The sequence below is a fragment of the Billgrantia zhangzhouensis genome (genome assembly GCF_021404465.1).
GTDB classification, from domain to species: domain Bacteria; phylum Pseudomonadota; class Gammaproteobacteria; order Pseudomonadales; family Halomonadaceae; genus Halomonas; species Halomonas zhangzhouensis.
Genome location: NZ_JABFTT010000021.1, coordinates 1 through 21804, shown reverse-complemented (window position 1 = coordinate 21804; position 21804 = coordinate 1). Strand labels below are relative to the sequence as shown.

Genomic DNA, 21804 nt, shown 5'->3' with positions numbered 1-21804 from the left:
CCGCTCTCATCGGTCGATATGCCCCAGGTCCCGTCCGGGATCGAGCCGGTCGCGTACCCGCTGCTTGAGCTGCTTGCTATCGGGAAAGCCGCCGTCGCGCTTGCACTCCCACAACGATTCGTCGTCATAGAAGATTTCGAAGTAGCCCCCGTGGGAGGGCACCAGCGCCACCTCCTCCAGTTCCTCGCCGAAGGTGGAAAGCAGTTCCTGGGCCAGCCAGGCGCTGCGCAGCAGCCACTGGCATTGGGTGCAGTAATGAATGCGAATGCGTGACATGCGGACACCCTGTCGCAACAATGGAATGGAGACGAATGGAATGGGGATGATAGCAGCCAAGGAGCCTGAATGGCCGAACGAGAGATCAGCCAGTCGCGCCTCTACGAGCGGTTGACGGGTGACGACGACAGTCGCATGTGCAAGGACATTCCCGACGCAGCGTGCCGCGAGCAGCCGCACAACTTCTTCCTGCACCTGTTCGCCGCCCTGGGCAACAAGCTGGCCGACGAACTCTCCAGCGCCAGGTTGGTACTGCCCTGGCTGCTCGGGGTGATCGGCGCTCCGCTGTGGATGGTCGGGCTGCTGGTACCGATTCGTGAGTCGGGTGCGCTACTGCCGCAACTGTTCGTCGCCGGCTTCATTCGCCTCAAGCCGCAGCGCAAATGGGCGTGGGTGATCGGCGGTGTCATCCAGGCGTTGGCCGCCGCGAGTCTCGCCCTGCTCGCCCTGTATGGCCAGGGCAGCCTGGGCGGAGCCCTGGTGCTGGCCACACTGATTGCCCTGTCGCTGGCTCGCGGGCTCTCCTCCATCGCCACCAAGGACGTGTTGGGCAAGACCATCGCCAAGGGCCGACGCGGCAACCTGCTGGGCTGGAGCGGCAGTGTCGCCGGCGCCGTGACCCTGGCCGCCGGCGGCACCCTGATGCTGTTCGAGGAGCGCCCCGGCGAGTTGGCCCTTGCGGCCCTGCTGGGCATCGCCGCCCTGGGCTGGCTGCTCAACGCCGCGTGCGCGGCTCGCATCAAGGAGGAGCCCGGCGCGGTGGAAGGCGGTGAGAACGCCTGGAACAGCATCAAGCTAGGGCTGCGCCTGCTACGTGACGATCGCGCTTTCCTGCACTTCAACCTGTCGCGCTCGCTGCTGCTGGCCAGCGCCCTGGCGCTACCTTACGTCGCCCTGCTCGGCCAGCAGCAGAGCGGCGCCGAGCTGGGCGGCCTGGGTGTGCTGGTCGTGATGTCGGGTGTGGCGGGCATGCTGGCCAACCCAGTGTGGGGCAAGCGCGCCGATGCCTCGAGCCGCACCGTGCTGCGCGACACCGGCCTGGGAGCCGCGACCTGCTGTCTGCTCGGTGCCGGTATCGCCTGGCTGCCGGGCGAGTGGACGCAAACGGTATGGCCTTACGCCATCGTCTATGCTCTGCTTGTCATCGTCCATGCCGGCGTGCGCCTGGGTCGCCAGACCTATCTGGTCGACATGGCGGGGCAGGACCGGCGTGCCCTCTACGTAGCGCTCTCGAACACTCTTACCGGCGGCATGATGTTGCTGGTGGGCGGTGCGACAGGAGTGTTGGCGCAGTGGCTGGGCACCGCCTCGCTGCTGGTGGCCCTGGCCTTCATGGCACTGGCCGCCGCCGCCTCGGCCGTGCGTTTGCCGGAAGTCGAACAATAGCGGGCCGCATGGCGCGGCCTCTCCCGATACCTTCGGTCACGCAAAAAATTTCACGCAGGGCTTGCTCTCGTCGCTTCCCGGATATATATAGCCGTCAGGTGCCAACCATTGGTACCGATGGCGCTTCAGGTCCGTCGCTTCGGACGCGAAGCGAAAGTGCGACACGTCGATCGCCGAGCGGTCGACACCGGGCCATGGGAGGATTTCGCATGAGCCATGAACCCCTTGTCAACGACTCTCACGACGACGAAGAATTCCTCGAAGCGGTGAACGACGACGAGTACGTGCGTCCCCGCACCTCGAGCCGCGCCGACACCCTGCGTGCCCGACGCCGCGTCGAGGCCCTGCTCGAAGAACGGCGCCTGCAGCGCGCCATCGAAGACGACTGGATGCTGCTCGACGAAGAGGAAGAAGAGGAGTAGTCGACGGCCCCCTGCCACGAGGCATCCCCGGATGCCTCGTCGAATTCGCCCCAAGCCCGCCTTGCGGCCCATCCCCGAGATACCAAGCGCTACGGCGCTGGCCTTTGCCCTGTACGGCCACTATCATCGTGGCCACTGAAACCCTCAACCCAGTGGAATTCCATGGCGCAATACGTCTTCACCATGAATCGGGTGGGCAAGGTCGTTCCGCCCAAGAAACAGATTCTCAAGGATATCTCGCTGTCCTTCTTCCCGGGCGCCAAGATCGGCGTGCTGGGCCTCAACGGTGCTGGCAAGTCGACCCTGCTGCGCATCATGGCCGGCGTCGACAAGGAGCATGAGGGCGAGGCGCGCCCCATGCCCGGCATCAACATCGGTTACCTGCCCCAGGAGCCGCAGCTCGACGACGACAAGAACGTGCGCGAGACCGTGGAAGAGGCACTGGGCGAGATCAAGGAAGCGCAGGCCAAGCTCGATGCCGTCTATGCCGCCTACGCCGAGCCGGACGCCGACTTCGATGCCCTCGCCGCCGAGCAGGCGCGCCTGGAGAACATCATCGAGGCCGCCGATGCGCATAACCTCGAGCGCAAGCTGGAAGTCGCCGCCGAGGCACTGCGCCTGCCGCCCTGGGAGGCCCAGGTGGGCCATCTCTCCGGCGGCGAGCGGCGCCGTGTGGCACTGTGCCGCCTGCTGCTCTCCAACCCTGACATGCTGCTGCTCGACGAGCCCACCAACCACCTGGATGCCGAATCGGTGGCCTGGCTCGAGCGCTTCCTGCACGACTATCCGGGCACGGTGGTGGCGATCACCCACGACCGCTATTTCCTCGACAACGTGGCCGGCTGGATACTCGAACTCGACCGCGGGCACGGCATTCCCTTCGAAGGCAACTACTCGCAGTGGCTGGAATCGAAGGAGAAGCGTCTGGAGCAGGAAGCCAAGCAGGAAGCCTCGCGCCAGAAGGCGATCAAGCACGAGCTGGAGTGGGTGCGCTCCAATGCCAAGGGCCGTCAGGCCAAGAGCAAGGCGCGCCTCAATCGCTTCGAGGAGATGCAGTCGGGCGACTTCCAGCAGCGCAACGAGACCAACGAGATCTACATTCCGCCCGGCCCGCGCCTGGGCGACAAGGTGATCGAGTTCCACGGGGTGTCCAAACGCTTCGAGGACAAGCTGCTCTACGAGGACCTCTCCTTCAGCGTGCCCAAGGGCGCCATCGTCGGCATCATCGGCGGCAACGGCGCCGGCAAGTCCACGTTGTTCAAGCTGATCACAGGCAAGGAACAACCGGACAACGGCGAAGTGGTGATCGGTGAGACCGTCGACGTCGCCTACGTCGAGCAGCTACGCGATGCGCTCGACGATAAGCAAACGGTATGGGAAGCGGTTTCCGACGGCCAGGACATCCTCAACATCAACGGCTACGAGGTCTCCTCGCGCGCCTACGTCGGTCGCTTCAACTTCAAGGGCAACGACCAGCAGAAGTTCCTCAAGGATCTCTCCGGCGGCGAGCGTGGCCGCCTGCAGCTGGCCCAGACCCTCAAGCAGGGCGCCAACGTGCTGCTGCTCGACGAGCCGTCCAACGACCTCGACATCGAGACCCTGCGCGCTCTGGAGGAGGCCCTGCTGGCCTTCCCCGGCTGTGCCCTGGTGATCTCTCACGACCGCTGGTTCCTCGACCGGATCGCGACCCACATCCTGGCGTTCGAAGGCGATTCCCATGTGGAATTCTTCGAGGGCAACTACACCGAGTACGAGGCGGATCACCGCAAGCGGGTCGGCAACGATACCCCGCATCGCATGAAGTACAAGCGCATCGACGCCTGAGGATGCACTACCAGGCAAGAGGCCTCGCCATTGGCGAGGCCTCTTGTCGTTGCAGCTCACTCATTGTGTAGAGGGTCACGGTCGTCTTCCGGTGATCAGCGAAACGATGAACAGCACGATGAACAGGAAGAACAGAATCTGAGCGATGGTGGTGGCCGCACCCGCGATACCGGTGAAACCAAGCACCCCCGCAATGATGGCGATGATCAGAAACAGCATTGCATTGCCGAGCATAACAGACCTCCTTGACTGTCTTGGCGCCAACTCTCCTTCGGCGCAGTTACCCAAACAGGTGCCTTTCAGCCTTACGTGAGCTGACCGAATCGTCAAGTAACTGCCAGTGACGCCTTGTATCCCAGCGCATGCCGCGGAAACATGCCGCTTTCAATAGAAGCCGGGCTCGCCTTCCGGCCGGGTCTTGAAGCGCCTATGCAGCCACATGTACTGCTCGGGGTGCTTGCGGATCGCCTCCTCGATGAAGGCGTTGACGAGAGTGGCATCGCGTACCTCGTCGCCACTCGGGAAGTCCTCGAGTGGCGGGCGGCACTCGATGGTGTAGGTGCGATCGTCGGGGTTGCGGTGGAACATCAAGGGTACCACCGGCGCACCGGTCATCCGTGCGATCTTGGCGGTCAGGCGGATCGTTGCCGCCTCGACGCCGAATAGCGGCGCGAAGACGCTGACGTCGCGCCCGAAGTCCTGATCCGGCGAGTACCAGACGATATGCCCCGCCTTGATCCGGCGTACCACGCCACGCAGGTCGTGACGATCTATCGCCTCGCCGAAGATACGGCTGCGCGCCCGCGTCATGAAGCGGTCGAATAGCGGGTTATTGTGGGGCCGGTAGACCACGTCGGAGGGAAAGTAGAGCGAATGCAAGGCCCCGCCCAGGTCCAGCGTGGAGAAGTGGATGCCCACGACCAACACGCCCTTGCCCTGGGCATGCGCCCGCTCCAGATGATGCCGGCCCTTGTAGGTGACCCGGTGACGCAGATGCTTGGGGTCGCGACACCACCCGGTAGCGGTCTCGAGAATGCCGATGCCGTTGGCCTTGAAGGTCTCGCGCACCAGCCTGTCGCGCTCGTTCTCACCAAGTTCCGGGAAACTCAGGCGCAGGTTGGTATCGACGATGTGACGACGGCGCGGCGCGGCCCACCAGGCCAGCATGCCCAGGCCACGACCGATGGCCAGCTTGAGCCGCCAGGGTAGCCAGGCACCTGCCCGCATGGCGCCGATGGCCATCCAGGCCGGCCAGAACCGTGGGTGGGCGAAGGATGCGGGCCAATTGCGCTTGGACATGCAGGGTTCCGTTCAAGTCCTGTTCATGACGAGGATGCCGGGATCGGCCATGTGTGATAGCGCCTGGGTACCCGGGGCAGGACACCGGTCAGCAGCGTGTAGCTGATGGTATCGCAGTGGCGTGCCACTTCATCGACCGATAGCACCGCCCCATGGCGGGACCTGCCCCATAGTATCACCTCGCTGCCGATCTGGGCCTCGGGTATGTCGGTGACATCCACCATCAACATATCCATCGAAACCTTGCCGGCAATCGCCGTGCGCCGCCCGGCCACCAGTACCGGCGTGCCATCGACGGCATGCCGATCATAGCCGTCGCCATAACCGCAAGCCACCACTGCAATGCGCGATGGCCGCGGCGCCCGCCAGCGACCGGCATAGCCTACCGGCTCACCCTCCGCCAGGTCACGCAGGGCAATGATCTCGGAGCGAAGCGTCATCACCGGCTGCAGCCGACGGCTGACCTCGCTGGATCGTTCCAGCGGATCGCTGCCATACAGCATCACTCCGGGCCGGACCCAACTACCATGGGACTGCGGCCAGGCCAGGGTGGCCGGGGAGTTGGCCAGGCACAGCGGTGCCTTCAAGCGCTGCGCCAGGTCGCGCATGCGTTCCAGTTGGGTCTCGAAGTAACCGGCATCGGCGGCATCGGCAGTGGCGAAATGACTCATCAGTTGCAGGCCGGTGGCATACTCGGGGGCTGCCGCCAGGCGCTGCCACACCGCTTCCACCTGCTCTGGGGCAAAGCCCAGCCGGTGCATGCCGGAATCGACCTTGACCCAGACCGGGATCGGCCGGGCCGGACGATGCTCCAGCAAGGCCTGGAGCTGCCACTCGCTATGCACCGCCATCCATAGCCCGAGCGCCTCGACGCGAGCCAGCTCCGCTGCCTCGAAAATGCCTTCGAGCAATACGATGGGCGACTCGATACCACCCAGGCGCAAGGCCTCGGCTTCCTCCAGGCAAGCCACGGCGAAGGCGGGCGGACGCTCACCCTCAGGCAGCGACTCCAGGGCGCGGGCACAGGCCACGGCGCCATGCCCGTACGCATCGGCCTTGATCACCGCCAAGGCCTGGCTGTCGCCGGCCAGTCCACGGGCCAGGGCATAGTTGTGACGCAAGGCGTCAAGATCGATATCGGCGATCAGGGGCCTCGCCATGGCGACCTCCCAAAGAGTGAAACGGCGAAAGATTATCTTTCATATACAGAGCCATTTCACGAAGAAAACCACCGATTTCGCGGTGGTTCTTGAAACATAACACCCAATTTTTCACGATGACCAGCAATTCCTCATGACGGCGCTCGTGGGCGCTCGCCGATGTTCATGACCGGGTTGTTATTCGCTTCGTCAGGTAGCTCCAACGATACCCGCTCCTGTTCGGAGAGCCAGGCGTTGACAGCCTGGATCGAGTCCGCTCCGAGCAGCCCGGCCTGCAGTTGCAGCTGCAACAGGCTGAGCACATAGTCGTAACGTGCCTCGGCATGCTCGGCAATGGCGTTGAACAGGTTCTGCTCGGCGTTGAGGACGTCGACGATGTTACGCGTTCCTACTTCGTAACCCGAACGGGTCGCCTCGAGGGCGCTCTGGTTGGAAACGATCGCCTGCCGCCGCGCCTCGACGGTCTCGACGTTGTTGTTGGCCAGCGTAAAGGAGGAGCGCACCTGCTGGATGGTATCGCGCCGCTGCGCTTCGAAGTCGTACTGGCTGGCTTCGAGCAGAAACCCACTCTGGCGGATCTGCGCCTGGGTCGAGCCACCGGTATAGAGCGGCAGGCTGGCACGCAATCCGACCTGGCTCTCCGATTGGTAATCCGCCCCCGTACGATCGCTGTCCGCCCAGCCGTAGCTGGCGAAGGCCGACACCACTGGCCGCTGGCCTGCGCGGGCTACCTCGACGCTGCTGCGTGCCACTTCGATACCAGCCTCGGCCGCCAACACCAACGGACTGTTGGCCATCGCCAGTGCGACCCACTCCTCACGGTCGGCCGGTTCGGGAGGGGTGATAGGCACTTCCTCGTCCAGCGCACCGATGCTGTTGTAGCGGTGCCCGGTCAAACGCTCCAGCGCCTCGAAGCTGACCTGCATGGCCCCCTCCGCGGCAATGCGCTGGGCGCGGGCCAGATCGTAGGAAGCCTGCGCCTCGTGCACGTCGGTGATCGCGATCAGGCCTACCTCGAAACGCTCGCGTGCCTGTTCCAACTGCCGGCTGATAGCCACTTCCTGGGCACGTCGCGCACTGAGGATATCGTGGGCCCGGAGGATTTCGAAGTAGGAGTTGGCCACGTTGAAAAGCAGTTGCTGGGTGGCCGCATCGACGCCCAGGGCATCACGATCGATCTCACGCTCGGCCTGTTCGAGCTGGGCACGGCGGCTGGGGTCGTAGAGTGCCTGCTCGGCGTCCAGGCTCAGGCCGATGGAGTTGACCGTATCGTCCTGGACGAAAGGGGATCCGCCCCCTTGTCCTCCCTCACCTAACTGGCCGTTGGCACTGTTGTAGACCCGTGAGTGCGATGCGTTGCCGCCCACTGAGATCTGCGGCAGCAGCGTACCGCGCTGCACGTCTCGAGCAGCTTCGGTGGCCCGGAAGCCGGCCTGGGTGGAGGAGAGTTCGGCGTCGTTGTCCAGCGCATCCTGGGCGATGGTCCAGAGATCAGCAGCCTGGGCATTGCCGGTCATGAGGAAACCGACGAGAACTGCCAGGCCGCGGCGTGGAAAGCGTCGTGCGAAAGGTGGGCGAAGCATATGTTCTTTTCCCTTTTTCATCCCTGCATCATGAGGACGCTAATAATACCCCAACAGCATGCAGAAAATATGCAGCCGACCTGATAGTCGGCTGCCTTCTCCTGACATGGCGACTATTCGTTGAAGATGTTGTCCATCGAAAGCCCCTGTTTCTCGAGAACGCGGCGCAACTTCTTGAGCGCCTCCACCTGGATCTGGCGAACCCTCTCGCGGGTCAGGCCGATCTCGTCGCCAACCTCTTCCAGCGTCGCGGCCTCGTGCCCGCGCAGCCCGAAGCGCCGTACCACCACTTCCATCTGCTTCTCGGTCAGCTCCGCCAGCCATTCGTCGACATGCTGCTTGACGTCGACATCGACCAACGAGGATTCGGGCCCCTGATCGTTATCGTCGGCCAGGGTCTCGATCAGCGGCTTGTCGCTCTCGCCGCCCATCGGATAGTCTACCGAGGAGACACGCTCGTTGAGCCCCATCATCTTCTTCACCGACTCGACCGGCTTGTCGAGATAGTCGGCGATCTCTTCCGGCGTGGCCTCGTGATCCAGCTTCTGGGTCAGCTCGCGGGCCGCACGCAGGTAGATGTTGAGCTCCTTGACCACATGTATCGGCAGGCGGATGGTGCGCGTCTGGTTCATCAGCGCCCGCTCGATGGTCTGGCGTATCCACCAGGTGGCGTAGGTGGAGAAACGGAAACCCCGCTCGGGGTCGAATTTCTCAACTGCCCGGATCAGGCCGAGATTGCCCTCCTCGATCAGATCCAGCAACGTCAGCCCCCGGTTGAGGTAGCGCCGGGCGATCTTGACCACCAAGCGCAGGTTGGACTCGATCATTCTCGCCCGGCCGGCCGGATCGCCTTTCTGCGCCAGGCGGCCGTAATGGACCTCCTCTTCGGGCGTCAGCAAAGGCGAGAAGCCGATCTCGTTGAGATAGATCTGGGTGGCGTCGAGGCTGTGGTGGTGCTTGTCTTCGCGACTCAGCGCCTTTTCGAAGGCTGCGTCGTCGTCGCTGTCCGAAGTGTCCGAGTCCGTGTCGAGGTCCTGGCCGGCCTCGGTTACGTCCTCGAGATCAACATCCTGAAGGTCCCGTTCAAGCATGCTCATCGGTTGCTACCCCGTGGTTTCGTCCTGAAATGCCTGTTGCTCTGGCATGGCTTACAGCACGCAGAGTTCTATTTGTTATGACTCCTCATTGGTACCCGCGAGGTACCATGACCACCTGTGATGTCCCGACGGCAACCGTTGTCAGACTACCGTTCCGGCAGGTATTTCAAGGGGTCCTGAGGCTGGCCATCCTTGCGCACCTCGAAATGCAGCCTGACGCTTTCGGCATCGCTGTCACCCATGGTGGCGATGACCTGACCGGCCTCGACCACATCGTTCTCCGTGACCCGAAGGCTGTCGTTGTGGGCGTAGGCGCTCAGGTACTGATCGTTATGCTTGAGCAGGATGAGGTTGCCGTAGCCCCGCACCCCGCTGCCAGCATAGACCACGATACCGGGTCCGGCTGCTCTGACAGGTTGCCCCTTTTGCCCGGCGATATCAATGCCAGCGGTAATGCTGCCACCTTCACCGAAGCGGCCGACCAGGTCACCGTCGGCGGGCCATTGCCAGGGCACCTCTGCTACTGGTGTATAGGTACGACTCTCACTCTCGGGTTGACGTTCCGGCTCACCTGCCACTTGGGTGCCGGCATCCGCCTGCGGCTGGGCCGGCTCTGCCTGCCGGGACTGATCCTGCTGGGGCTGGGATTCAGGCTCGGCCTGTGCCGCAACGGCTGCCTCGGGTTCCACGCGAGGCTCCGGCTCGGGTTCCGGTTGGGCTTGTGGCTCCGGCTGTGCGGGTGCCTGAGTCTCGGCAACGCTCTCGGCGCTCGCCAACGCAGCGTCGCTGGGAGCGCTCGCCTCACCCTGGAGAGGCTCGGCAGCCAGGCGCCGATTGCGCTCGATGGCTTCCTCATCGGGCAGCAGCCAGTCATCACTGGCCGGCTGGGCTGTGCTTCCACCTCCAAGCGCGGTGGCCGTGGCGACCTGGGCCTCTCCCAGCTCACGCGACTGAGTGTCGGGAGACGGCGCTGCGGCACCATCGCTCAGGCGCAACTGCTGTCCCGGCTGAATGCGGTAGGGGGGGGCGACTTGATTGAGCCTGGCCAGATCACGATAATCCATGTCATGGCGCCAGGCGATCCCGTACAGGGTGTCTCCGGCCTCAACCGTGTAGTGACTGGCGGGAGTACGTTCACGACTCACCGAGAGATCGCGAACCTGAGGAGCGCCGTACTCCTGCTGGGCGGCACAGCCGGCCACTGCCAGGGCCACGGCCGAGACGAGAAATACCTTACGCATTGGAGCCCTCCTGCTTGTCTGTCGATTTGTGAGAGCCGTTCCCAGCCTTGCCAGGCGTACTGCCCCCCGAATAGCGCCCCAGCACCAGAACCAGCGCCGCACCGATCACCATGGCTACCACCACCGGCACCAGCAAGGCGGGTTCTCCGGTCAGATTGGCGTAGTCGCCGGGCGTCAGATAGCGGTAGTCGAGCGGGATCATCCGGCCTTCAGGGCCGAGCTGGTAGCGTACCAGCTCACGCCAGGGCCACAGCACTGGCAACGAACCGATGATGAAGCCGATCAGCAGTTGCAGGGTCGCGGTGTGATGGTGGCGCAGCAGCCAGGAAAGCAGCCGCGAGAAGCCGAACAGGCCGATCAGACAGCCAACGGCGAAGGTCGAAAGCAGCGAGAGATCGAAGCTGCGAATGCCTTGCATCACGGTGCCATAGAGCCCCATGGTCAACAACAGGAAGCTGCCGGAGACGCCAGGCAGCAGCAAGGCACTGATGGCGATCGCCCCGCCAACGATCAGCACCAGAGAAGGACTCCCCAACTGGTTCACCAACGGCATCAACGATGGCAGCCCATGAGCCAGCAATAGGCCTACGATCAGTGGCGCCAGGTGCCATAACTTCCAGTCCGCCGGATGGCGACTGACCACGATGGCCGATGCCGCCACCAGGCCGAAGAAGAAGCCGTTGAGCAGCAGCGGATAATCGTCCATCAGCCAGACCACCAGATGAGCCACGCTGACCAGACTGGCCCCGATACCCAACAGCAGTGGGATGGCAAACATCAGGTTGAGATGAACGAACAGACCTGACAGCCCACTGCGGCGCCACGCCGTGAAGGCACTGGGACCGAACTGCTTGATGGTATGGATCAGTTCCTCGTAGATGCCCGTGACGAAGGCAATGGTGCCACCGGAAACGCCGGGCACCGCATCGGCCGCCCCCATACCGGCCCCCTTGAGGAAAATGCTGAGTTGTCGCTTCAACGAATCACTCCTTGCAACAGCGGCACGAAGCGCACTCGCTCCAGCCGCTGGACGTCATGTTGAGTACCGCTGCGGCGCACCCGGGTCAACCACTGTTCGCCGTTCGGGTCGGCCAGTGGCAGGATCATTACGCCCTCTTCGGAAAGCTGCGAGACCAGCACCTCGGGCAGCTCATGCGCGCAAGCCGTGAGCAGCACCGCATCGAACGGCGCCGCCTCCTGCCAGCCGTGGCCGCCATCGGCCAGGCGCAGACGCGCGTTGTGCGCCTTGAGCAGACGCAGCCGCTTCGCCGCCAGGTGATGCAAGGCATTGATTCGTTCGACCGACCAGAGTTCCGGCACCAAACGCGACAGGATCAGGGTCTGGTAGCCGGAGCCGGTGCCGATCTCCAGCACACGCCGCGGCGCCTCGTTCATCACCAGCTCGGTCATGCGTGCCACCATCCACGGCTGGGACAGCGTCTGGCCATGGCCGATAGGCAGCGAGGTATCCTCATAGGCACGGTGAGCCAGTGCCTCATCGAGAAAAAGATGGCGCGGCGCGGCCGCCATCACACCGAGCACACGCTCGTCGGTGATGCCCTGCTTGGCCAGGCGAGCCACCATGCGATCTCGCGTTCGCTGCGACGTCATGCCGACACCGCGCAGCAGCTCGGGTAATCGTTCAGGTGAATGCATCCAGCCAGCCCTGCACATCCGCAATGGCCGCACGCTGCGTCAGGTCGGTCTGCAGCGGCGTAATCGAAACGTAGCCTGCCTCGATGGCGGCAAAGTCGGTATCCGGTCCATCATCGGCATTCTGCCCCACGGCCGCAATCCAGTAGCGTAACCGGCCGCGCGGGTCGCGCACTTCCATCGGCCGCTCCGCCGGCCCGCGGTAACCCATGCGGGTCACGCGGAAGCCCTGGATCTCCTCCCAGGGCAGGTCCGGCACGTTGACGTTGAGCAGACTGCGAGGCGGCAGCGAAAGCCGGTCCGCCGCTCCCACCAGGCTTGCCGCCACGCGTCCGGCGGTAGCGAAGTGGCGCGAGCCGACCAGCGACATGGCAATGGCCGGCATGCCCAGGTTGCGTCCCTCCATGGCTGCCGCCACGGTGCCGGAATAGAGTACGTCGTCACCCAGGTTGCCGCCGTGGTTGATACCGGAGATCACCAGATCGGGGCGCTCGTCCCAGACGCCGTTCACCCCCAGGTAGACACAATCGGCCGGGGTGCCGTCGACACAGTGAAAGCCGTTATCCAGCGCCGTCAGCGCCAGGGGTCGATTGAGGGTCAGCGAATTGCTGGCGCCGCTGCGATCGCGGTCGGGCGCTACCACCCGCAGCCGGGCATGGGGCTCCAGGGCTTCGTACAGGGCGCGCAGCCCCGGTGCATGCACGCCGTCATCGTTGGAAAGCAGGAGTCTGCGCATTCGATTAGGCCTCCGCTGAAAGCGTCAAGTTGGGATGGGCGATGAGTTCACGCAGTACTGCCGTGGCAAAACTGCCTCGTGGCAGTTGGAAGTCGAGATGCGCGCCATCCTGCGCCCACGTCAGCCGCGGCTGATCCAGACGCATGCGCAGGGCGCGCCGTGACATGCGCACTCCTGCCTGCTCCAGCCCCCGGCAGAGCGTGGCATGGCGCTCGGCCACGGCGCTCTCGTAACGCACCGCTTCCCCCGTGGCGAGCGAGTCGCCCACACCCCACAACACGCCGGTGGGATGCAGGTCGAGCCGGAGGGCACGCGCCTCCAGCTCGGCATCGGGCGTCTCGACACCGAATTGGCTTGCCGTACCGTCGAGCATCGCCACGTCGCCCGCGACCAGGCGCTGCCAAGTGTCATCCGCCAGACGCATCGCCACGAGCTCGTTGAACAGGTAGCTGCGGGCGGCGGAGAGCAGCATTCCTTCGCGATCGTCACGCTTGCGCCAGCCACGCGCCAGCAGCGCACGCGCACGCGCCAGGTTGCGCCCTGCGGGCCCGAAGCGCTGCGGTCCGAAGAGGTTGGGTACGCCATGTTGGCACAGCCAGGCCCAACGCGCCTCGAGATCCTGCTGCAGCGCCGCCCCCGTGATGCGCAGCGAGAAGCGATTGGCGCGGTGCACGCCACGCTTGAGCTTGCGCGGGTGGCGAACCTGCTCGAGCACTCGCACGCCACAGCCGGCCAGCCGCTCGGCCAGCCCCTCCGGTGCCGGACGTCCCGGGAGATGCACCGAAAGCCATTGGCGGGTCACGGCGGTGCGATCCTTCATGCCGGCATAACCTACCGCCCGCGGTGCTACGTCAGATGCCTTCGCCAGGTGGCGTACCGCCTCCAGGGTGGTAAGACCGCGTTTCTCCACCCATAGCCAGAGATGCTCACCCTCCCCTTCGGGCACGAAGCCGAGAATTTCCTCGACCACGAAGTCCTCGGGCGTGGCGCGGAACTCGCCGGACCCAGGCGGTCCAAAATCAGCTTCGGTGGCGAGAGGCCAGTCGCCTGGCCGGGAGGGATCGCTCACTTGGCCTCCCCTACTCGTGCCAACAAGACCACGGCTTCGGCAGCAATGCCTTCGCCGCGTCCGGTGAAGCCCAGCCGTTCGCTGGTGGTGGCCTTGACGTTGACCGCGCCCGGGTCAAGTTCGAGATCCTCGGCGATACGCTCGCGCATGGCTTCGATATGAGGCGCCAATTTCGGTGCCTGGGCGATCACCGTGGCATCGACGTTGCCGACCCGGTAGCCCGCCTCTTGTACCAGGGCCAACACGTGGCGCAACAGTGCCCGGCTGTCGGCACCGGCCCAGGCTGGGTCGGTATCGGGAAAATGGCGGCCGATGTCGCCCAGCGCACAGGCACCCAGCAACGCATCGCTGATGGCATGCAGCAGGACATCGCCATCGGAATGGGCGACGAAGCCGTGATCGAAGGGGACGGCAACGCCACCGATCATGAGATGATCGCCTGCACCGAAACGATGAACGTCGAAGCCATGACCGATGCGTAGCATTCAGGGCGTCTCCTCATAGATGTGGTTCGGCGAGGACGTTCCCTGCTGGGCGGCCAGGATGTGCTCCGCCAGCGCGAGATCCTCCGGATGAGTAATCTTGATGTTGTCGCGCCGCCCAGGCACCAGCCGCGGCTTGAGCCCCAGCGCCTCCACCGCCGAGGCTTCGTCGGTCACCTCGAGGCCGCTCGCGACGGCTTCGTGCAGCGCCCGGCACAGCAGGCCGTAGCGGAAGCCCTGGGGTGTCTGGGCATGCCATAGCCCACGACGGGGCTCGGTCTGCGACACGCGCTCGTAGCCATCGTCGCGCTTCATGGTGTCGGCTACCGGGCTAGCCAACAGGCCGCCGGCGGAATCTTCACGCAGTACCGCCAAGAGCTGATGCAGGTCGGCCACCGTAACGCAGGGACGCGCCACGTCGTGCACCAGCACCAGGTCGTCGTCGCGGGCCTCGCCGGCCAGCGCCGCCAGTGCCTGGCGCACCGAATCGGCCCGCTCAACGCCGCCGGGGCTGCGTCGCCACTGGTCGAAGGGCACCCAGCCCGCATCGAAGTGGGCGTCACCGGGATCGAGGCACAGGCACAAGCAGGCCTCGGGAAAGGCTTGATGCAGCCGCGACAGGGTATGCGCCAGCACCGGCCGCCCGGCCAGCGCCAGGTACTGCTTGGGCAGCTCGGCACCCATGCGTCGCCCACGCCCCGCCGCGGGAACTATCAGCCATAGCCGCTCGGCCACGCGGCGCTCATTCATTCGGCGTCCCCGCCCGGCCATTGACCGCGGAGGGTTCCACGGAACCGGTTTGTCCCTCGATCACCACACCTGGCACCCAGTAGAACTGCTCGTCGGTACGCACCATGCCGATATCGCTGCGCGCCCGCTCTTCAATGGCATCGAGCCCCGTCTTGAGGTCTACCACTTCGGCGGCCAACCGCTCGTTACGGTCACGCAGCGGCTTGTTGGCGGCATCGAGCATGGCGACGCGCTCGCGTATCTCACGCAACTCATGGATGCCGCCGTCGCCGAGCCACAGGCGATACTGCAGCAGCGCCAGCAGCAGAAGCAGGGCGATGGCGAGCCACTTGAGCATCGGCTGACGTCCTCATGATCTGAATGGCGGGCATTATGCCATCATCGCCCGCCCGGCTCACGCCCTGAACGCCTCATATCCTGAACGGCAACGCCCTCTCGGCGGCCCGGCAGTAGGCTTCGACATGACCGTGCTCCTCGTCGCAGAAGCGCGCCACGGCAGCACGCAGTCCGGGGTCGGCGAGGTGATGCAACGAGCGTAGCCGCCGAGGAGCGAAGCCGCGGGTGAGCTTGTGCTCGCCCTGGGTGCCAGGGTCGAAGCAGCTCAGGCCTCGCGCCAGGCAATGCTCGATGCCCTGGTAGTAGCACGCCTCGAAGTGCAGGCAATCAGCCAGCACCTCGCTGCCCCAGTAGCGCCCGTAGAGCGTACGACGTCCCTGCAGGCAAAGCGCGGCGGCCACCGGCTGTCCATCGAGGCGCGCCTGGATCAACACCAGCGCTGCGGGCATGGTGCGCCGCAAGCGGCGGAAGAAATCGAGATTGAGGTAGCCGTGGCGCCCCCGCTCCAGGTAGGTGATCTCGTAACAGCGAAAGAAGTGTTCCAGCTCCCGCTCGCCGATCTCCTCGCTCTCCAGGCGATGCAGCGTGAGTCCCTGCTCGGCCACCCGCCGACGCTCACGGCGTATCGACTTTCGCCGCTTCGAGGTCAGCGCGGCCAGAAAGCCGTCGAAGTCGCCGTAGCCCTGGTCGCGCCACTGGAACTGCACGCCATGGCGCACCAGCAGCTCGGGGCGCACCGCAAGCCAGGCATCGATCTCGCCGTCTTCGGCGTAGAGCAGATGCCAGCTCGACAGTGCTGCTCCCTCCCATGCCGCGGCCAGCGCGCTGCGCGCGGCCAGGGGGTCCTCACCGCTGGCCAGCGCTAGCCGCGGCCCCGGCACGGGAGAGAAAGGAATCGCCGTGAGTCCCTTGGGATAGTAGCGCCCGCCGGCACGCTCCCAGGCATCGGCCCAGGCCCAATCGAATACATATTCGCCGTAGGAGTGGAACTTGTGGTAGTACGGCATGGCACCGACCAGCGACTCGCCACGCCACAGGGTCAGGTGGCGCGGCACCCAGCCGGTCGAACGGCTGGCTGCCCCGCTTGCCTCGAGTGCATGCAGGAATTCGTGGCGCAGGAAAGGATGATCGTCGCCGACCAGCGCGTTCCACTGCACTGCCGGCACGGCCTCAATGGCGGGCAGTTCCTTGAGGATCAGCTCGGACATGGGGGTACCCGGAAGGTGTGACCGAAGCGCCGGCTGACAATTGGCCGACGGCCGCCTACATTGTGCCCAGACCTGCCGAACCTTTTCCATCGCCGTAATAAAGCTACATACTTTCGGCAAATTTCCTTCATTTCCGCCATGCGATGGGAGATAATTTTGTAAATTTACATCCATCAACGACGCGAGGTGTCCCCATGGCTCGCCCCACCGCACTCAATCCGACTGTCGACCAGGTGACCGCCCGCATTCGTGAACGCTCACGCCAGCGCCGCAAGCTCTACGAGGCGCACATGGCCGCACAGCACCAGCAGGGCGTACATCGCGGCGAGCTCTCCTGCGGCAACCTGGCCCATGGCTTCGCCGGCTGCGACCACGCCGGTGACAAGGACCGGCTCAAGCTGACCAACAGCGCCAACCTGGCCATCGTTTCGTCATACAACGACATGCTCTCGGCCCACCGGCCGTTCGAGAGCTACCCGGAGATCATCAAGCAGGCCGCCCGCGGCATGGGCAGCACCGCCCAGTTCGCCGGCGGCGTGCCGGCCATGTGCGACGGCGTCACTCAGGGCATGCCGGGCATGGAGCTGTCACTGTTCTCCCGCGACGTGATCGCCATGGCCACCGCCGTGGCGCTGTCGCACAACATGTTCGACGCCGCCCTCTACCTGGGCATCTGCGACAAGATCGTGCCGGGGCTGTTCATCGGCGCGGCGCGCTTCGGCCACCTGCCGGCGATCTTCGTACCCGGCGGTCCCATGCCCAGCGGCCTGCCCAACGACGAGAAGGCGCGCGTGCGCCAGCTCTATGCCGAGGGCAAGGTCGGCCGCGAGGAACTGCTCGAGGCGGAATCGCGCTCCTACCATAGCCCCGGCACCTGCACCTTCTACGGTACCGCCAATTCCAACCAGCTGATGATGGAGATGATGGGCCTGCACCTGCCCGGGGCCTCCTTCGTCAACCCCGGCACGCCGCTGCGCGAGGCATTGACCCGTTACGCCGCCGAGCAGGCCATTCGCAACACCGAGCAGAGCGGTAACTACCGCCCCTTCTACCAACAGATCGACGAGCGCGCCATCGTCAATGCCATGGTCGGCCTGCTTGCCTCGGGCGGCTCCACCAACCATACCCTGCATCTGGTGGCGATGGCCGCCGCCGCCGGCATCACTATCGACTGGAACGACTTCAACGACCTATCGGCGGTGGTACCGAGCCTGACCCGGATCTACCCCAACGGCAGCGCCGACGTGAACCATTTCCAGGCCGCGGGGGGCATGAGCCTGCTGATCCGCGAGCTGCTCGACGCCGGCCTGCTGCACGCCGACATCCCCACTGTGTTCGGTACCGACCTCTCCGCCTATACCCAGGAACCGTTCCTCGAGGACGGCAAGCTCACCTGGCGCGAAGGGCCGAAAGAGAGCCTCGACGCCGACGTGCTGCGCCCGGTCTCCCACCCCTTCGCCCCGACCGGCGGACTGGTGGTGCTCAACGGCAATCTCGGCCGTGGCGTGATCAAGATCTCGGCGGTCAAGCAGGCGCACCGTGTGGTGGAGGCACCGGTACGCATCTTCGACGACCAGAACCAGGTCAAGGCCGCCTTCGAGTCGGGCGAGCTCGATCGCGACGTGGTCGTGGTGGTGCGCTTCCAGGGACCCAAGGCCAACGGCATGCCCGAGCTGCACAAGCTCACTCCGTTCCTCGGCGTGCTGCAGGATCGCGGTCACAAGGTGGCACTGGTTACCGATGGGCGCATGTCGGGCGCCTCGGGCAAGGTCCCGGCCGCCATTCACGTCACCCCGGAGGCGGTGGATCGCGGCCCGCTGGCGCGCCTGCGTGACGGCGACGTGGTGCGCCTCGATGCCGAGCGCGGCGAGCTGACCGCACTGGTCGATACCGTCGAGTTCGCCAACCGCGGCAGCATCGAGCCCAACCTGGAGCGCTACCACTTCGGCATGGGCCGCGAGCTGTTCGGCGGCTTCCGCCACTTGGCCGCAGGCGCCGAGCTGGGCGCCGGCGTGTTCGGCGGCTTCGAGGAGGAAGTGCTCTCCCGCGAGCTCGAGAAAATCTCCCAGGAGGATCAATGACCCGACCGGCCCTGATCGGCGACATCGGGGGCACCAATGCCCGCTTCGCCCTGGTGACCCCGGGCGAACACGCGCCGCGAGAGATCCTCGCCCTGCCTTGCGCCGACTATCCCGGCCTGGTGGAGGCGGTACGCGACTACCTGGAGCGGGTCGGGCTGGCCACCGAGGCGGCACCACGGGAAGCCTGCCTGGCCTTCGCCTGCCCCATCGGCGGCGAGCGGGTGACCATGACCAACAACCACTGGTCGTTTTCACGCCGCGAGGCGCAGACGGCGCTTGGCCTCGAGCGGCTCAAGGTAATCAACGATTTCACCGCCCAGGCCCTGGGGGTACCGCACCTGACGCCCGGCGAGCTGGTCGAGGTGCAGCCTGGCGTGGCTCGCGACCACGCCACCTGCCTGGTCATCGGACCGGGCACCGGGCTCGGCGTGGCCGGCATCTTTCCCGGCCGCCATGCCTGGATCCCGCTGCCCACCGAAGGCGGCCACGTCACCTTTGCTCCCACCGACGAGCGCGAGCAGAACCTGCTGCGTCACTTCCGCAATCGCTATGGCCGGGTATCCGTGGAGCGCATTCTGTGCGGCCAGGGACTGCTCGACCTCTATCTCGCCCACTGCTCGTTGAAAGGCGCCAACCCCGCCTGCCAGACGCCGGCCGAGGTGACCGCCGCCGCGACAGGCGGCGATGGCATCGCCCGTGATACCCTGCTGCGGTTTCTCAAGATCCTCGGCGACGTCAGCGGCGACGCCGCGCTGACCATGGGCGCACAGGGCGGCGTCTACTTGTGTGGCGGCATCCTGCCACGGCTGCTGGACTGGCTGCCCCAAAGCCGCTTCGTCGAAGCCTTCACCGACAAGGGCCGCATGAGCGGCTACACCCGCACCATTCCGGTCCGGGTGGTCATCGCGCCCTGGCCGGGGCTGCTGGGCGCCGCCGAGGCCCTGCGCAACGAAGAAGTGGAATGACGAAGTGAAGCAAGGAGAGGTAAACGAATGATCCCGCAAAGCCTGCGAGCCCTGATCGACGCGACCGACGGCCAGCGTGAGTGCGAGTGGGCCGACCGCCGAGTGTGGCTGGCCCGCGAATCCTGGGGCGAACTGGTGGTCTGTTTGCAGGGCGCCCAGGTGCTTCACTTTCTACCGGCGTCCGAAGACACGCCGCTCTCTAACGCATCCGATGCCACGCGAGCTGACGCGCCCGAGGCCATGGGCAGCGGGGAAGAAGCGTTGGTGCCCGGCGGCTGGCTGTGGGTCACGCCTACGCCCCAGGCGCTGCCCGGCGCCATCCGCGGCGGCATCCCGCTGTGCTGGCCATGGTTCGCCGACGAGCGCGGCGCCGACGAAAGTCCGGATCGCTCCGGCCCCATGCACGGACCGGCGCGCCTGGCCCAATGGCGCCTGGACGCAGTGGACGAGCACGAAGGCGGCGTCGAGCTGCATCTCTCCCCTACCGAGCGCCTGCATAGCCAACTGGTACCGCGCGCGGTGATCCAGGCCAATGCCCGGCGCCTGCACGTGGAGCTGATCACCGAGCATGTCGGCGAGACCCCGGTGAAGCTGAGCGGCGCGCTACACAGCTATCTGGCCGTGGCCGATAGCTTTGCCTGCCGCGTCGTGGGCCTGGCCGGCGCCCGCTATCTGGACAAGCTGGCGGGTTTTGCCGAACGCGAGCAGCAGGGCGAACTCGCCGTGCGCGGCGGGCTCGACCGCATCTACCATAGCAACGCCGAGGCGGTACTCGACGACGGCCACCGACGCCTGCGTGTCGCCCGCCAGGGCAGCGATTCGGCGGTAGTATGGCACCCGGGCGAGACACCGCCCGACGACACGCCGGTCGTGGCCGCACGCCACTTCCTCTGCGTGGAGTCGGCCAATACCCGCCTCGACCCGGTATGGCTGGTACCCGGCGCTCAGCATCTGCTGGGTACAACGCTGACACAGGAGAATGCCGAATGATTCCCGTCATTGCCTTCGGCGAAGCCTTGGTCGACATGCTCTCCAGCCGCCTCGGCAATCTCACCGGCGACGCCCCCGAAACCTTCACGCCCTACGCCGGTGGCGCCCCAGCCAACGTGGCCGTGGCCTGTGCACGCCTGGGGGTGCCCAGTCGCTTTCTCGGCATGCTCGGCGCGGATCACTTCGGCAACTTCCTCGCCGCGGAACTTGCCTCTCACGGCGTCGACCTTTCCGGCGTGGTGCGCACCCACGAGGCACGCACGGCGCTGGCCTTCGTCTCCCGCGATGCCGACGGCGAGCGCACCTTCGACTTCTACCGTCCGCCCGCTGCCGACCTGCTCTACCGTCTGGAACATCTGCCGGCCGGCGTGTTCGCCGAGCCCGCCATCGTACATTTCTGCAGCAATAGCCTGACCGAGACGGAAATCGCCGAGACGACCCTGGCCATGGCCCACATGGCCGGTCGCGCCGGCTGCCTGGTCAGCGTCGATGCCAACCTGCGTCACAATCTGTGGGCCGACAGCCGGGCCGATATCGCCCTGGTTACCCAGTTGATCGACCACGCCGATCTGGTCAAGCTCTCGACCGACGAACTCGACTTCCTGCGCGCCGATCATCCTGTCGATGCCTGGTTGGCCGAGCGGCTCGCCGCCGGTGTCAAGCTATTGGTGATTACCGATGGCCCCGGTGAGGTGCGTGCCGTAGGTGTCGGCAAGGAACTACGTCATAGGCCGCCAGCCGTCGAGGCGGTGGATACCACCGCTGGAGGCGACGCCTTCATCGGCGGCCTGCTGGCCGAACTGGCCGGCTTCCTCTGGGAACGGGGAGCGGAGGGCAACTGGCATCAGGACGAGGCCTTCCTGCAACGTGCGCTGGGCACCGCCGCCAACTGTGGCGCTCACGCCGTGACGCGCCCCGGCGCCTATGCCGCCCTGCCCGACCGCAACGACCTGGCCCGTCTGCGCGGCTAGCAGCCCACCGAGGAGCGGGCCGGGCCTTGAGCTGAGCCGGATGGTGGATCATCCTTCCGCCCCCGGCACCATCTCGCTTTAGCGCAACTTCGACAAACACCATCCACGAGCGGCAATCGAGCAGGAGGCGCCATGCCTGGCGCACCCATAAAAAAGGTTCATCGCACTTTGCCGGGAAACGCGGCACGGATCTTCAGGAAGAAGTACGCCGTGTCGCGATACCCGTAGGCCATCCGCTTGATGACCTTGATTCGGTTGTTCATGCCCTCCAGCAC

The 21804-nt window shown here is 65.5% G+C and carries 23 protein-coding genes; 7 read left to right on the top strand and 16 right to left on the bottom strand.

The features are described 5' to 3' along the window. Positions 1–6: 6 nt before the first annotated feature. Entirely contained in the window at positions 7–276 is a 270-nt protein-coding gene (locus HOP51_RS20225) for a SelT/SelW/SelH family protein (RefSeq protein WP_234275672.1), read from the bottom strand. A 69-nt stretch (positions 277–345) separates the two neighbouring features. Here HOP51_RS20225 and HOP51_RS20220 point away from each other — a divergent pair, with 69 nt between their 5' ends. The 3 genes from HOP51_RS20220 to ettA all read left to right on the top strand — a co-directional run bounded on the left by HOP51_RS20220 (position 346) and on the right by ettA (position 3908). Then, positions 346–1662 carry an MFS transporter gene (locus tag HOP51_RS20220; RefSeq protein WP_234275671.1) on the top strand — a complete coding sequence of 439 codons (1317 nt, stop codon included), beginning with the start codon at positions 346–348 and terminating at the stop codon, positions 1660–1662. 209 nt (positions 1663–1871) lie between these two features. After that, on the top strand, positions 1872–2084 hold the full coding sequence (locus HOP51_RS20215; RefSeq protein ID WP_234275670.1) for a PA3496 family putative envelope integrity protein: 213 nt from the start codon (positions 1872–1874) through the stop codon (positions 2082–2084). 162 nt (positions 2085–2246) lie between these two features. After that, a complete protein-coding gene (gene ettA, locus HOP51_RS20210) occupies positions 2247–3908 on the top strand; it encodes an energy-dependent translational throttle protein EttA (protein ID WP_234275669.1) in 1662 nt (553 codons plus the stop codon). Positions 3909–3983: 75 nt separating this feature from the next. Here the strand turns inward: ettA and HOP51_RS20205 are convergent, their stop codons facing one another. The 14 genes from HOP51_RS20205 to HOP51_RS20140 form a co-directional block, all read right to left on the bottom strand. After that, positions 3984–4142 (bottom strand): DUF1328 domain-containing protein, encoded by a 159-nt coding sequence (locus HOP51_RS20205; protein WP_159553797.1) that lies wholly within the window; start codon positions 4140–4142, stop codon positions 3984–3986. A gap of 150 nt (positions 4143–4292) precedes the next feature. Then, complete coding sequence (gene lpxL, locus HOP51_RS20200; protein WP_234275668.1) at positions 4293–5207, bottom strand: LpxL/LpxP family Kdo(2)-lipid IV(A) lauroyl/palmitoleoyl acyltransferase; 915 nt, start codon at positions 5205–5207, stop codon at positions 4293–4295. A gap of 23 nt (positions 5208–5230) precedes the next feature. Then, on the bottom strand, positions 5231–6367 hold the full coding sequence (gene alr / locus HOP51_RS20195; protein ID WP_234275667.1) for an alanine racemase: 1137 nt from the start codon (positions 6365–6367) through the stop codon (positions 5231–5233). Positions 6368–6498: 131 nt separating this feature from the next. Next, entirely contained in the window at positions 6499–7950 is a 1452-nt protein-coding gene (locus tag HOP51_RS20190) for a TolC family outer membrane protein (RefSeq protein WP_234275666.1), read from the bottom strand. Positions 7951–8063: 113 nt separating this feature from the next. Beyond that, the gene (gene rpoS / locus HOP51_RS20185; RefSeq protein ID WP_234275665.1) at positions 8064–9047 is read right to left on the bottom strand and encodes an RNA polymerase sigma factor RpoS; all 984 of its coding nucleotides are present in this window, start codon (positions 9045–9047) and stop codon (positions 8064–8066) included. A 146-nt stretch (positions 9048–9193) separates the two neighbouring features. Continuing rightward, entirely contained in the window at positions 9194–10288 is a 1095-nt protein-coding gene (locus HOP51_RS20180) for a peptidoglycan DD-metalloendopeptidase family protein (protein ID WP_234275664.1), read from the bottom strand. Continuing rightward, positions 10281–11267, bottom strand: a complete 987-nt coding sequence (locus tag HOP51_RS20175; RefSeq protein WP_234275663.1) for a DUF368 domain-containing protein — start codon at positions 11265–11267, stop codon at positions 10281–10283. The genes HOP51_RS20180 and HOP51_RS20175 overlap by 8 nt, the downstream gene beginning before the upstream one ends. Further along, entirely contained in the window at positions 11264–11944 is a 681-nt protein-coding gene (locus HOP51_RS20170) for a protein-L-isoaspartate(D-aspartate) O-methyltransferase (RefSeq protein WP_234275662.1), read from the bottom strand. Before HOP51_RS20170 ends, HOP51_RS20175 begins: the two co-directional genes overlap by 4 nt. Beyond that, positions 11931–12677, bottom strand: coding sequence for a 5'/3'-nucleotidase SurE (gene surE, locus HOP51_RS20165; protein WP_234275661.1), 747 nt, complete (start codon positions 12675–12677; stop codon positions 11931–11933). The genes HOP51_RS20170 and surE overlap by 14 nt, the downstream gene beginning before the upstream one ends. Positions 12678–12681: 4 nt before the next feature. Further along, positions 12682–13746: a tRNA pseudouridine(13) synthase TruD gene (gene truD, locus HOP51_RS20160; RefSeq protein WP_234275660.1), complete on the bottom strand. Its 1065-nt coding sequence runs from the start codon at positions 13744–13746 to the stop codon at positions 12682–12684. Then, on the bottom strand, positions 13743–14231 hold the full coding sequence (gene ispF, locus HOP51_RS20155; protein ID WP_234275659.1) for a 2-C-methyl-D-erythritol 2,4-cyclodiphosphate synthase: 489 nt from the start codon (positions 14229–14231) through the stop codon (positions 13743–13745). Before ispF ends, truD begins: the two co-directional genes overlap by 4 nt. Continuing rightward, complete coding sequence (ispD, locus tag HOP51_RS20150) at positions 14232–14978, bottom strand: 2-C-methyl-D-erythritol 4-phosphate cytidylyltransferase (protein WP_234275658.1); 747 nt, start codon at positions 14976–14978, stop codon at positions 14232–14234. Then, positions 14971–15315 (bottom strand): cell division protein FtsB, encoded by a 345-nt coding sequence (gene ftsB / locus HOP51_RS20145; protein WP_234275657.1) that lies wholly within the window; start codon positions 15313–15315, stop codon positions 14971–14973. Before ftsB ends, ispD begins: the two co-directional genes overlap by 8 nt. A gap of 73 nt (positions 15316–15388) precedes the next feature. Next, positions 15389–16522 carry a GNAT family N-acetyltransferase gene (locus tag HOP51_RS20140; protein ID WP_234275656.1) on the bottom strand — a complete coding sequence of 378 codons (1134 nt, stop codon included), beginning with the start codon at positions 16520–16522 and terminating at the stop codon, positions 15389–15391. A 194-nt stretch (positions 16523–16716) separates the two neighbouring features. Here HOP51_RS20140 and edd point away from each other — a divergent pair, with 194 nt between their 5' ends. From edd to HOP51_RS20120, 4 genes are read left to right on the top strand one after another with little or no spacing between them, the layout of a single operon-like run. Then, positions 16717–18603: a phosphogluconate dehydratase gene (edd, locus tag HOP51_RS20135; protein ID WP_234275655.1), complete on the top strand. Its 1887-nt coding sequence runs from the start codon at positions 16717–16719 to the stop codon at positions 18601–18603. Further along, positions 18600–19568 carry a glucokinase gene (gene glk, locus HOP51_RS20130; protein ID WP_234275654.1) on the top strand — a complete coding sequence of 323 codons (969 nt, stop codon included), beginning with the start codon at positions 18600–18602 and terminating at the stop codon, positions 19566–19568. The genes edd and glk overlap by 4 nt, the downstream gene beginning before the upstream one ends. A gap of 27 nt (positions 19569–19595) precedes the next feature. After that, on the top strand, positions 19596–20558 hold the full coding sequence (locus HOP51_RS20125; protein ID WP_234275653.1) for an aldose epimerase family protein: 963 nt from the start codon (positions 19596–19598) through the stop codon (positions 20556–20558). After that, the gene (locus HOP51_RS20120) at positions 20555–21529 is read left to right on the top strand and encodes a carbohydrate kinase family protein (RefSeq protein WP_234275652.1); all 975 of its coding nucleotides are present in this window, start codon (positions 20555–20557) and stop codon (positions 21527–21529) included. The genes HOP51_RS20125 and HOP51_RS20120 overlap by 4 nt, the downstream gene beginning before the upstream one ends. Before the next feature lie 158 nt (positions 21530–21687). On the opposite strand, the gene HOP51_RS20115 is transcribed toward HOP51_RS20120, so the two are convergent. After that, positions 21688–21804, bottom strand: a 117-nt coding sequence (locus tag HOP51_RS20115) for a transposase (protein ID WP_138143452.1), incomplete at its 5' end; no start/stop codon positions are given.

Excerpts from the sequence above, each read along its gene's own strand:
- HOP51_RS20225 (WP_234275672.1), bottom strand. The coding sequence starts at position 276 with ATGTCACGCATTCGCATTCATTACTGCACCCAATGCCAGTGGCTGCTG.
- HOP51_RS20220 (WP_234275671.1), top strand. The coding sequence starts at position 346 with ATGGCCGAACGAGAGATCAGCCAGTCGCGCCTCTACGAGCGGTTGACG.
- HOP51_RS20215 (WP_234275670.1), top strand. The coding sequence starts at position 1,872 with ATGAGCCATGAACCCCTTGTCAACGACTCTCACGACGACGAAGAATTC.
- ettA (WP_234275669.1), top strand. The coding sequence starts at position 2,247 with ATGGCGCAATACGTCTTCACCATGAATCGGGTGGGCAAGGTCGTTCCG.
- HOP51_RS20205 (WP_159553797.1), bottom strand. The coding sequence starts at position 4,142 with ATGCTCGGCAATGCAATGCTGTTTCTGATCATCGCCATCATTGCGGGG.
- lpxL (WP_234275668.1), bottom strand. The coding sequence starts at position 5,207 with ATGTCCAAGCGCAATTGGCCCGCATCCTTCGCCCACCCACGGTTCTGG.
- alr (WP_234275667.1), bottom strand. The coding sequence starts at position 6,367 with ATGGCGAGGCCCCTGATCGCCGATATCGATCTTGACGCCTTGCGTCAC.
- HOP51_RS20190 (WP_234275666.1), bottom strand. The coding sequence starts at position 7,950 with ATGCTTCGCCCACCTTTCGCACGACGCTTTCCACGCCGCGGCCTGGCA.
- rpoS (WP_234275665.1), bottom strand. The coding sequence starts at position 9,047 with ATGAGCATGCTTGAACGGGACCTTCAGGATGTTGATCTCGAGGACGTA.
- HOP51_RS20180 (WP_234275664.1), bottom strand. The coding sequence starts at position 10,288 with ATGCGTAAGGTATTTCTCGTCTCGGCCGTGGCCCTGGCAGTGGCCGGC.
- HOP51_RS20170 (WP_234275662.1), bottom strand. The coding sequence starts at position 11,944 with ATGCATTCACCTGAACGATTACCCGAGCTGCTGCGCGGTGTCGGCATG.
- surE (WP_234275661.1), bottom strand. The coding sequence starts at position 12,677 with ATGCGCAGACTCCTGCTTTCCAACGATGACGGCGTGCATGCACCGGGG.
- ispF (WP_234275659.1), bottom strand. The coding sequence starts at position 14,231 with ATGCTACGCATCGGTCATGGCTTCGACGTTCATCGTTTCGGTGCAGGC.
- ispD (WP_234275658.1), bottom strand. The coding sequence starts at position 14,978 with ATGAATGAGCGCCGCGTGGCCGAGCGGCTATGGCTGATAGTTCCCGCG.
- ftsB (WP_234275657.1), bottom strand. The coding sequence starts at position 15,315 with ATGCTCAAGTGGCTCGCCATCGCCCTGCTTCTGCTGCTGGCGCTGCTG.
- HOP51_RS20140 (WP_234275656.1), bottom strand. The coding sequence starts at position 16,522 with ATGTCCGAGCTGATCCTCAAGGAACTGCCCGCCATTGAGGCCGTGCCG.
- edd (WP_234275655.1), top strand. The coding sequence starts at position 16,717 with ATGGCTCGCCCCACCGCACTCAATCCGACTGTCGACCAGGTGACCGCC.
- glk (WP_234275654.1), top strand. The coding sequence starts at position 18,600 with ATGACCCGACCGGCCCTGATCGGCGACATCGGGGGCACCAATGCCCGC.
- HOP51_RS20125 (WP_234275653.1), top strand. The coding sequence starts at position 19,596 with ATGATCCCGCAAAGCCTGCGAGCCCTGATCGACGCGACCGACGGCCAG.
- HOP51_RS20120 (WP_234275652.1), top strand. The coding sequence starts at position 20,555 with ATGATTCCCGTCATTGCCTTCGGCGAAGCCTTGGTCGACATGCTCTCC.